This is a genomic window from Buttiauxella sp. AC142 (genome assembly GCF_979253435.1).
Genome location: NZ_CEEDCH010000001.1, coordinates 415,285 through 426,486, shown reverse-complemented (window position 1 = coordinate 426,486; position 11,202 = coordinate 415,285). Strand labels below are relative to the sequence as shown.

Sequence of the window (11,202 nt, the reverse complement as noted above, 5' to 3'; positions counted from 1 at the left end):
GAGGGGAAGATCATGACACCGTATATCCAGGCGCTGATCACTATGACCGGCGACAAACTCCAGCAGCGGATGCAGAAGGATCCGACAGCCGCTTCCGATAGCCTGCTGTTTATGGGCAATCAGCATGACACGGTTCCGCGTCGCCTGTTACAGGATCCACTGTTATCACCCAGAGATAAATTCGCCTGGCAGGTGATCCGAATGCAGGCGCAGGACAACGGCGGCGCGGTGTTCCCCTCCTACAGCGAATTGCAGGTGCAGCTCTCGAACCGCCCGCAGGATGAAAAAGCCTCGCGTAGCACCGTCAGCCGGGCATTGCTGATGTTACGCCTGACGCGCTGGCTCAGCCTGTGCCATAAGGCGCGGGATCGGGTATCCGGGCGCATCCTCGGGAATGTCTATGCGCTGCACGATGAACCGCTGAGCGTGCTGGATGCCGTGCGCTTTGATGCCAGCTATCTTCATTTACTGGAACAGTGTTCGCGATATGAAAACAAAGCCATTCGCGCCACTGCGCAAGACATCCTGTACGACATTCGCCAGGACACCAGCCTGCGCTACTTATCATCACGTATAGAACTGCTGGAAGAACGCGCCCGCTGGCAGCAGCGCCAGTCTCCTCTGGAGACTAAGCCAGAAACGTCCGGTCTCAATACGGTACCAGGCAAAATTTCACCTGGTACCGAATCGGGACTAAGCCGGAAACCGGGGCCTGACGGCTTAGTCTCAAATCAGGACCGGGATTCTGTACGTACTGTACATACAGATCTTTGTAATAGTACTACCGCGCGCGCGAACAGCTCGCCACCGAACTGGCCGCCGGAAATTCCGTTAACCCATCCTGAAAAACAGCTTGTCTTGCAGGCCATGCAGAACTTGCTGCCCCCGCTGCGCCAGGAAGTACTCGATGACGCAGCCCAACGTATTGCCCGTGGCGGCATACAAAACCCGTTAGCCTATCTTCTGGCAACGCTGCGCAAGGCGCAGGACGGTGAGTTTAATCAGTATCGACGTGGGAAAGCGACAGTGCCGGAGTTTGTGCAGCCTGTGGTTTCAGCGCCGGAAATACCGACAAGGCCGCGTCAAAAACGGGATATCAGTAAGTTAGTTGCGGAGATTCGGGCGCAGTGTCTGGGGAGTGGTTGATGTTGCGACAGCCTATAGATTCCGGCTCATATGTTTATAAAAACCATTTTTATCGACATATTGTTGGGGCAGGGCCAATAGCGTATTGGGCTGCAAATGACTGGCTACAGGCCGTCCGTCAACAATGCCTTTCGCGTACATCTAAGGGCAATTGGATAGGGCTGCAATGAAACTGACATCACATGGACAACTATCAATATCGTCAAATCAATAGGCATTAGGGTGATGCCAGTGGCATCACATAGATAACTATCAATATCATCATATCAATAGGTAACAGTATGATATCTACAATGCCACGAACTCTCATCTCTACAAAAAAGACACTTTAACATGTCTTTTTTGTAGAGATGAATATGCTAAACTACCTATGTATACACTAAGATCACTTCTGGGTGTCTTTTCTGTAGAGGTAGTATCATGGATAAACTGGTCGCGATTAACACCCTGGATAAGTTCAGTCATCAGGGGCGATATGTGTTTCATTTTAACGATCTGAAAAACATGTTTTCCGATGAATCAGAGCGAACACTGAAGGCATCTCTCAAGCGTCTGGTAGATACGAATATCCTGACCCGTGCAGCCCAGGGAGTCTATGTCTACAACCGTGCGCCAAAAGACAGTTTTATCCTTGAACATATCACTAAAACAATCCGCCGGGGCGAGTATAACTACGTCAGTCTTGAGTCCGCTCTCTCACAGTATGGCGTGATCTCCCAGATCCCAATGGACAGGTTGACGGTGATGACCACCGGAAGAGGTGGGGAATTTAAAACTCCCTGGGGAGTTATTGAATTAACGCATACACAAAGACCCGTAAGCGATATCCTCAACGGTACGGTAGAAACAAAATCACCCATTAAATTCGCTAAAAAAGATACTGCACTGCGCGATCTTCGTCGGGTTGGCCGAAATACACATTTGATTGACACTCGGGAGCTGGAAAATGTCTAAACAAGTGGAATTTGATGCACTGGTTGAAGAAGCCATTCGCCAGGGCGGTCTGGCAAATTTACGGCCCGTTGTAGAAAAAGAGTTATTGCATTACGACATCCTTTTTTGCCTTTCTGAGGCTGGTTTACTTAAATCTTTAACCTTTCAGGGAGGCACATCTTTACGGCTGTGTTATGGCTCTAATCGCTTCAGTGAAGATCTTGATTTTGCTGGCGGGCCTGATTTTTGTTCCGCCAATTTAGTACAAATGAAAGACTGTATTGAAGATTACCTTGGTGAACGATACGGGCTTGAAGTCACCGTTAAAGAACCAAACGAATTACGCGCAGAGCCAGAATATGCAGAAGTAAAAGTCGATAAGTGGCAAATTTCAGTTACAACAGCCCCAGAGCGTAAAGATATTCCCAGACAACGTATCAAAATTGAAGTTGCTAATATTCCTGCTTATACCCATGCCTGGCGGCAGTTAGTTCGTAATTATACTGTGTTGCCTGATGGGTATGGCGATACCTTAATAAGGGTTGAGACGCTTGAGGAAGTGATGGCCGATAAACTGGTGTCATTTCCTGCAACCACCAACCGTATCCGGTATCGTGATATGTGGGATCTTATTTGGTTAAAACAGCAAGGCGCAACAATCGACGCAAATCTGGTGAGCCAAAAACTCAAAGACTATAAAATCGATAATTTTGAGAAAAATCTACAAGCCAGAATCGACTCGCTTCCCAATATTATTACTGAAGGTAACTTCCATAACGAAATGAAGCGATTTATTCCATCGTCAATATATGAAACAAGTCTGGGAAAAGAGGGGTTTTCTTCATTCTTACTGGATAGCCTGAAAGATTTACTAAACCAACTCAGAAAGGAGTTATATGCCGAAAACGATAAAACTAATTTATTTCAATTATAAATAGTTTATCAACTTTTTATTGGCTTTAGAAATGTCATATAAATTGTTGTGTCATTGATGCGACGATCTACATATCGAGCCACCAAAACCCTTCCCCCGTGGCTATTTTTTGATCTCTTACAGCTTGCCCTACAGGCTGTAAAAAAGACTACTTCCCCTAATGAACTCTACTCAATCGCCGAGCGACAAATAAGGGAATTTATTTATCTCTACACAAAAGACACTTTTATATCTCCTTTATGTAGAGATAAACGGCAAAAATAAGCTTTGATGCCAGTGGCATCACATCAACATCTATCAATCCACCACCAATCAATAGGTAAAAGGGTGATGCCACTGGCATCACATAAACACCTATCAATCCACCATCAATCAATAGGTAAAAAGGTGATGCCACTGGCATCACATAAACACCTATCAATCCGCAACCAATCAATAGGTAATAGAGTGATACAACTGGCATCAATGCCCTACCGCATTCAGTTAAAACTTCCCCGCCCCATATACAAAACAACCTGTTAGTCCCGCCAGGATTTCCCCAGACTCCAGCACAAACGTTACAGGGAAATCCCAATGAAACTCGCGCCTTACCTGATAACACTGACGCTGCCGTTTATCTCGTTATCTGCCGAAGCGGATTACCACACCCAAATTAATACCGGAAATACTGTTTCTGGCGATGTTGTTGATGGCTCAAAGGGTAATCAGCATGTCTACGGCACGCTGACTGACTCCACAATCACTGGTCCCTATGCCTGGAGCTACGTTGGCGATGGTGGACAAACCAATCACATCACCGTTACCGATCACGGAGAACTGTTTCTGGAACCGGGCGGCAGCGCTTATGACACACAGATAACCGCCGCTGGTGATCTACAGGTGAATGGTTATGCTGAAAACACCTATGTGGATAGTGGCGGACAGGTTTACGTTAACGCAGGAAATAACGGTGTTGAAAATCCAGAGCAAGGCGGCCAGATTGTTAACACCACCATCGGCGCTGGCGGCCTGGTCATTAATCGATATGGCATCGACACAAATACGGTCGTTAAAGCTGGTGGCGAACTGGACACTGGCTGGAACTACGCTTATGAAACCCGCAACACCGCAATTTCCCGAAATGCCGTTATACAAAACGGTGGTATTCAGCAGGTCAGCAACGGCGGTACAAGCGAAGGTAGCCAGGTTAACGATGGCGGCACATTAATCGTCACCGGCACATGGCACTACGATGTTGTCACCGACAGCCAGCCTTCGGCCTGGTATCGCGGCACCGCAGATGGCACCGCTGTTTATGGCGCGATGCAAAATCAGGGCGGACTCGATGAAAACACTACGGTGCAGTCCGGTGGGCAATATACGCTGAGCAGTTATGGCCTCTCCCGCCAGCTCACCGTAGCACAGGGCGGCAGCGCTCAAATAAATGAGGGTGATCTGGATAGCTTCTGGCTCTATGGGCAGATGAACGTCAGTAGCCAGGCAACGCTGACAGGTACAGGTTCAGTGGGGAGCAGTGGCGAACTGATACTTAACGAAGGCGCAAAAACATCCGGCCTGACCTTAGCGCTGGATGGCGTACTTTCTCTACAAAACGGCAGTGATGCTGGTCCGCATAATTATCAGATTGCAGGTCTGGAGATGGATGGCGGTACGGTACTTTTTGACCCAACCTCTTTCGCTACACTAAATATGAAGACGCTATCTGGCACCGGCAATTTCTGGATGAATACCAATATTGCCGCACAGCAGGGCGACATGATTAACGTCTCCGGGGAAGCTAACGGCGATTTTGGGATCTGGATTAACGACACTGGCGAATCCCCCACAGATCCGCAGTCGCTACAGGTCGTACAGACCGGCGGCGGCGATGCGCAGTTTACGCTGTTGAACCCAAACCAGCAGGTAGATATCGGCACCTGGGAATATGGCCTCACTCCCGACAGTCAGGGCAACTGGTCACTAACGCCGCAGGCAACCCCCACACCATCGACTGAAGCCGTTCTGGCTATGGCAAACGTCACTCCCACTATTTTTCAGGCTGAAGCCAGTGCGCTGCAAACCCGCCTGGACGTTACTCGTTCCCGTCCGCATCAGGGAGAGCTATGGGTGCAAGCGCTAAGTAATCGCTTTGACGTTAACCGCACAGGCAATGCAGCTTATCGCCAGCGGCTCGGTGGGATGATGATGGGCTATGACAGAAGTCTTCCTCGCCAGACTGGCCTGCTTACACTCGGTATTGCAGGCGGCTACAGCCGTTCCGATCTTGATCTCATCAACGACAGCGATGGTTCAGTAGACAGCTACAGTGCCGCGTTATACGCCAGCTATTATGATCAAAGTCGTTTCTGGCTGGACGGGATGCTGAAAGGCAATCTGTTTAACCAGCATCTTAATGCCCGCATGAGTTCCGGTGGCCATGCCGACGGCAGTTACACTATCCCCGGTCTGGGTGGCAGCCTGGTTGCCGGGTATGACGCCAGATTCGCCAGGACCACCCTTTCCCCCTTTGTCGGTTTCACTGGCTTCATCTCGCAAAGCGATGATTACTGGCTGTCGAACGGAATGCAGGCGCACCCTGGTACCGCTAAATCCGCTCTGGGGCAAGTCGGGTTGCGGCTACGCCAGAATATTACTACTCACAATGGGATGCAGTTCATTCCGTGGCTGAAAGTCGCGCTGGAGCAGGAGTTTGTGCATAGCAACCCGGTCAGGGTTAATGACGATAATTTCAATAACGATATCGCCGGAACAAGAGGAAGTTACCAGGCTGGTTTCAGCGCTGCTCTCACGCCGCACACGCATATTTACGCCAGCATAAATTACGAAAAAGGTGATGGGATGGAATCGCCATGGACTGGGAATATGGGATTTAGCTACCGATTCTAATAACGTCATGAAGCGTCAGCAATAAATACCCACTTGTTCCATAAAAAGGTCTTAGTATCGATATACGCCCTGTTAATGGAACAAATCAGGTGCGTAACTGCAACAGTAAAAAAGAGGCATCAGAAACTGTCACGCCGTTGCACCGGAAAAACAAATGGAGCGCGGTATGTTTTCCCCAGGCTCCCCCGCAAGCTGAGACGCTTTACCAGTATTCATGCTTTAGCTGAGATTAATCTATCTCAAAAACAATAAATGTTGAGATAGTTGTAAAGAGCGGTCTATACTATCTCAAATCAATGAAATTTTGAGATAGCCACATGCCAATCAAAAGACCACCGGCACTTGTTCCGTTTTCCGAGCTCACCGGAGCGGATCTGGAAACTCACCAGCATTACAGTCGCGTGACGGACGATAAAGGCCGCTATCTTCCGTTTGACGAATTTTGCCGCCGCACATCCAGGGGAGAAAATGTCGCTATCGCCTGGACGCTTACGCGTCGGGCGCGTAACTCAGCCATGCTACGGATCAATTATCGTAACAAAGCAGGCGAGCAAGCGGGTTTTGTCCTTACACCTGGCATCATGTCAGTATGCGAGCTGATAGATAAACATGCCACAAGGCTGGCGCTCAAGGAACTTACCACCCGGCTCAGAGGTGCAGGTAAAGAGTTAACGGCACTAAGCCTGGAAGAGCCGATCACCTCATCGCAACTGGAAGGCGCTAACACAACCACGCTTGTGGCGCGGAACATGCTGGAAAGTGGCAGGGCTCCCCGCACTGAAGATGAACACATGATCGCGGGTAATGCGCGGTTGATGGACGAAATACCGGAACTTATCCAGGAGCCATTAACACCTGACTTGATTCGCCGCTTCCATGCCGTTGGCATGGGTGGAATTAACGACGAAAAATACCGTCCCGGCGAATTCCGCGATACCGATGATGTAGTGATCGCCGACTATGACGGTAACATTGTTCATCAGCCTCCAGCCGCCGCCGACCTGCCAGAACGTCTGCAAATAGTGTGTGATTTCGTAAACGACACTGAACACTACGTTCACCCGCTGGTAAAGGCCTGTATTCTTCACTTCATGATCGCCCACGAACACCCTTTCAGAGACGGTAACGGGCGTACAAGTCGTGGGCTGTTTTACTGGTACATGCTGAAATCAGGGTATGACGCGTTTAAATACGTCTCTATCAGCCAGCTACTGCATGCCGCCCCGGCTAAATACGCCCACAGCTACCAGTACACTGAAACCGATGGCATGGATCTGACGTACTATCTTGAATATCAGACTCGTATTATCCATCGGGCAATGGCAAGGCTCTTGCAACATGTAGACGAGCTGGTTGCCTGCGCTGCCCGAATTGACCACTTTTTGTATCAATCAGGGAGCTTATCGCGGCTGAGCGGGCGGCAAGTCACACTACTCAATATCATTCTCGCAGAGCCTGATAAGAAATATTCCGCCGCAGGCGTAGCAGAGGTATTGGGCGTGTCGGATAACACTGCGCGGAATGACCTGCGGACCCTGGTTCGTGAAAATCTCTTAACCGAGATATCAGAAAACGACCAGAAAACGGTTTATAGGGTATCCCAGGATCTGAGCTAAATCCCGGACCAAAAACTACCTCTGATAAATCAGCACAATGTTATGGGGATTGATGCCAGTGGCACCAAAATTTCCGCCAAACAATCTTCTCGCCTGCGTTTTGCTTCCCCTTTGCTCCCCCTCCGTCGCAACAGAAAAAAAGTGTAAATATTCTGGCTTTTTAACACAATTATCGCAGTAATATTAGCACATCTATTTCATGTACTGACTACAAGCCGTAACAAAGGCTGAATCGATATAAAAGTGCTAATATTATGGCGATATAATATTTTAAGAGATAAAATATTATCACTATGGCTAAAAAAACCGCTCCATTACTTCCTGATACTAACCAGTTGCTTGCTGAATTCGGTGAGCGGCTCAAGCTCGCGCGCCTGCGGCGTAAACTCACAGCAAAACAGGTTGCGGAGCGAGCAGGTATGTCGCCAATGACTCTGCGTTCTCTCGAATCAGGCAGTGCTGGTGTAACTATCGGGGCTTACTTATCCGTTATGCAGATTTTAGGGCTTGAAAACGATCTGAATAAACTTGCTGCCGAGGACGAGCTGGGACGCCAGCTTCTGGATTCCCGGTTGATAAAAAAAGCGCGCGTTTCTCGTTCCCCAGCCTTCAACCGCCAAAACCCGCATACAGGGGACGTAATTAAACACGATGCCTCCGGCAAACAAGTTACAACTTCAGCACATCCAGGAAATACTGGGGTAAAAGCATCAGCCGCGACATCTGCATCTCTGGCCGCACTGTTAAAACCAATAAAGAAACCCATGAAAGGTAACTGACGATGGCAATGATCGGCGTATACGCAGACTGGGATGGGCTGTACGGTCCCAAACGAATCGGCTTCCTGCATAGCCGCCGAACCCGTGCCCGTGAACTATTTGAATTTCAGTACGATCCGCTGGCATTAACTAACCCCGCACTTAATTTTCTGCAACTTGACCCAGAAATAATGTTGTTTGAGGGGGCACAGTACCCAACGCTGCCACGAGATAAATTTGGCGTTTTTGGCGATTCCAGCCCGGACCGATGGGGACGGATGTTGATGAAGCGGCGTCTGGAACGGGATATTCGCGAAGGACTACAGGCGGAAGGCACGCAATTATATGAATCTGATTTTCTGCTGGGCGTGCATGATCTCTATCGGGTTGGCGCTCTGCGTTACAAACTGGAAGATGTAGGTGAGTTTCTCGATGACCGAATTGATGTTGCCGCACCACCTTTTACCGAAATTGCTGCACTAGAAAGGGCCAGTAGGGCGCTTGAAGACGATCCGGATAACAGAGCCTTGATGGGTCAGGAATGGTTAAGAATGTTGATAGCGCCAGGCGGTTCTCTCGGGGGCGCACGACCAAAGGCAAGCGTCGCTGATGATACTGGACACCTCTATATCGCGAAATTTCCCAGCACCAGAGACGAGTATGATGTCGGTGGCTGGGAGATGGTTGTTAATGCTCTTGCCGTCGGCTGTGGGCTTAACGTAGCCGCAGCGCAAGCACATAAATTCGCCAGCGAACATCACTGCTTTATGGTTCGTCGTTTTGACCGGACAGAATCCGGCCAGCGCCTTCATTTTGCATCAGCCATGACGTTAACCCGACACCTGGATGGTGACGATTACTCAACAGGCGTCAGCTATCTGGAACTTGCTGAAGTTCTGATCAGGAATGGTGCGCGAACTAATGCTGACCTGCGAGAACTCTGGTCACGCATCGTTTTTAATATTCTGGTATCCAACACCGACGATCATCTGCGAAATCACGGATTTATTCTGGTTCCCGGTCAGGGCTGGCGGCTTTCTGAAGCTTACGATATAAACCCGGTCCCCAGATCTGACGGCCTGAAACTCAATATTACTGAGGCAGATAACGCTCTTGATCTGGAATTAGCACGGGAAGTTGCTGAATACTTTCGTCTGAACCTAGCCGAAGCGGATGAAATTATTGCTAACTTTCGAGGAATAGTGAGCCAGTGGCGAACCATTGCTGATAGCCTTGTCCTGCCGTTTAGGGAGCAGGAACAGATGGCGGAAGCCTTCAGACTGGCAATCTAATAAGTGACAAATATTGATGCAACTTGAATCATACCAACGTCTATCAATCTCAATCAACCGATAGGCGAAAGGGTGATGCCAGTGGCATCAAAATTTCCATCAAACAATCTTCCCACCTGCGTTTTCGTTTTCCCATTGCTCACAATCCCTCACGCCATCACTCTGCGCTGACACCCACCCGCAACAGGAAACACATATGTCGGACTACACCTTCAACATGGGTCCCCTGCGTAGTGCGATCCATATTCAGCTTCACACCCACAACGCCACCCGACTGTGGACCGGGCGGCGGGCGACCGAGAACGGCCCTGCGCCAATCATCGGAATGCCGCGCTTTATCGAAATCCTCAACCAGATGCGCATTGCCGCAGAACATAACGATCCTTACGCCGATCTATGGATGCTGCGTATGGAAGAGAAACTGGTGCAGTCGCGTAAGTTGATGCAAGTGATGCTGGATCAGGCGAAAGCCATGTTCAGCGAATTGCCGGAAGGCATCGATATTGAAAACTGCTTCAACGTACAACCCGCCCGTTTTCCGCTTTTTATCAACGCTCCGCTGGCCTATCAGGGTGTTTATCTGCTGACTGACTTCGACCAGCTCGCCCGCCAGCTTCTGCTGGCCTCGCATATCGCCGTCATCTCCCGCAGGGAAATGCACAACCGGTTGAATAACGGCGCAACGGTTATCCGCAGCGCCTTCGGTCTGGCGCAGAAATATCAGGGTTCCGGGCTGACCCGTCAGGACTTTATCGACGATACACCACAGGCCAGAGCCGCCATTGAACGTTTAGGCCCACTGCCGGAAGCGATACTGAGCGGCAAACTGCGCTCATCATTTTCATCACCGCTGCCTGGCAAGACTGAAAATCCCGGAGTCATCGATGATGAATAACCCCGTAACCGGCTATCAGCCGCTGGCTGATGAAGACTATAAAATGCTGGCTTACGTCTCCTCGCTAAAAGGCCTTTTAAAGCCTTTTAAGAGTAAGGGGGAGCTCGAGTTGCTGGAGAAAAACGCGCGAAGCGTACGTGAGATGATGGAGCCGCTGATGCAACGCTTAATCCAGAGCGCCAGACGCTACCCTGTGCGCCAGCTTCCACTGATATTCACCATCGGCCCGGCCCCGTCTGGCGCAAACTTCTTGCGCTGGCGGAACCAGCAGAACAATAAATCCGGCACCCCGGCATTCAGCAATCTGATTGGCGATCCCAAAATCCCGCAACGCGCCAGAGATGCCTTACTGGAAATCGAGCGGGACCGCATCGTGTTCAATATGCAGATGTCGGTGCTGACCTTTATTATCCGCCAGGCGCGGGAATGTCAGGAAAAGATAGAACAGGCAGAAAAGCTGCATCAGGGGCAACAAAATAGCTGACGCAGGACATGAGTTGAGCCGCGACACAAAGCGGCTGCGCGATTATTCTCACTCCACACCCAACAGCGCGGCTCGTTTTGTTGATTCGCGCTCGTGACGCTCCCGTCGCGCAAAACAACCTTTACGCCCCCGTTAAGAATCATTCGGGCAGATAGCCAGGCGACAGCCGTCTCGCTATCCGCCCGGACCTCCTGCATTTTTCCGGCACCCACCGGATAACAACGGGATCCGTTTGTGCGCAAGCGCCAGTTATTGCGG

10 protein-coding genes are annotated in these 11,202 nt (G+C 49.9%); 9 read left to right on the top strand and 1 reads right to left on the bottom strand.

Going from position 1 to position 11,202, the window contains the following annotated elements:
• Positions 1-12 precede the first annotated feature (12 nt).
• The 3 genes from AC0IWZ_RS01975 (at position 13) to AC0IWZ_RS01965 (ending at position 3,013) form a co-directional block, all read left to right on the top strand.
• Entirely contained in the window at positions 13-1,146 is a 1,134-nt protein-coding gene (locus AC0IWZ_RS01975; RefSeq protein WP_471678259.1) for an STY4528 family pathogenicity island replication protein, read from the top strand.
• A gap of 420 nt (positions 1,147-1,566) precedes the next feature.
• A complete protein-coding gene (gene abiEi, locus AC0IWZ_RS01970; protein WP_471678260.1) occupies positions 1,567-2,100 on the top strand; it encodes a type IV toxin-antitoxin system AbiEi family antitoxin in 534 nt (177 codons plus the stop codon).
• Positions 2,093-3,013 (top strand): nucleotidyl transferase AbiEii/AbiGii toxin family protein, encoded by a 921-nt coding sequence (locus tag AC0IWZ_RS01965; protein ID WP_471678261.1) that lies wholly within the window; start codon positions 2,093-2,095, stop codon positions 3,011-3,013. Before abiEi ends, AC0IWZ_RS01965 begins: the two co-directional genes overlap by 8 nt.
• Positions 3,014-3,239: 226 nt before the next feature.
• Here AC0IWZ_RS01965 and AC0IWZ_RS01960 read toward each other — a convergent pair whose 3' ends face one another.
• Positions 3,240-3,476, bottom strand: a complete 237-nt coding sequence (locus AC0IWZ_RS01960) for a hypothetical protein (RefSeq protein WP_471678262.1) — start codon at positions 3,474-3,476, stop codon at positions 3,240-3,242.
• Between the two features lie 110 nt (positions 3,477-3,586).
• Between AC0IWZ_RS01960 and AC0IWZ_RS01955 the strand changes: the two genes are divergently transcribed.
• The 6 genes from AC0IWZ_RS01955 (at position 3,587) to AC0IWZ_RS01930 (ending at position 10,944) form a co-directional block, all read left to right on the top strand.
• Complete coding sequence (locus tag AC0IWZ_RS01955; RefSeq protein ID WP_471678263.1) at positions 3,587-5,899, top strand: autotransporter outer membrane beta-barrel domain-containing protein; 2,313 nt, start codon at positions 3,587-3,589, stop codon at positions 5,897-5,899.
• Positions 5,900-6,216: 317 nt separating this feature from the next.
• The gene (locus AC0IWZ_RS01950; protein ID WP_471678264.1) at positions 6,217-7,515 is read left to right on the top strand and encodes a Fic family protein; all 1,299 of its coding nucleotides are present in this window, start codon (positions 6,217-6,219) and stop codon (positions 7,513-7,515) included.
• 293 nt (positions 7,516-7,808) lie between these two features.
• The gene (locus AC0IWZ_RS01945; protein ID WP_471678265.1) at positions 7,809-8,294 is read left to right on the top strand and encodes a helix-turn-helix domain-containing protein; all 486 of its coding nucleotides are present in this window, start codon (positions 7,809-7,811) and stop codon (positions 8,292-8,294) included.
• Positions 8,295-8,296: 2 nt separating this feature from the next.
• Positions 8,297-9,565: a type II toxin-antitoxin system HipA family toxin gene (locus AC0IWZ_RS01940; protein ID WP_471678266.1), complete on the top strand. Its 1,269-nt coding sequence runs from the start codon at positions 8,297-8,299 to the stop codon at positions 9,563-9,565.
• A 196-nt stretch (positions 9,566-9,761) separates the two neighbouring features.
• Positions 9,762-10,460 carry a PFL_4669 family integrating conjugative element protein gene (locus AC0IWZ_RS01935; RefSeq protein ID WP_471678267.1) on the top strand — a complete coding sequence of 233 codons (699 nt, stop codon included), beginning with the start codon at positions 9,762-9,764 and terminating at the stop codon, positions 10,458-10,460.
• Complete coding sequence (locus AC0IWZ_RS01930; RefSeq protein ID WP_471678268.1) at positions 10,450-10,944, top strand: DUF3158 family protein; 495 nt, start codon at positions 10,450-10,452, stop codon at positions 10,942-10,944. Before AC0IWZ_RS01935 ends, AC0IWZ_RS01930 begins: the two co-directional genes overlap by 11 nt.
• The last annotated feature ends 258 nt before the right edge of the window (positions 10,945-11,202 follow it).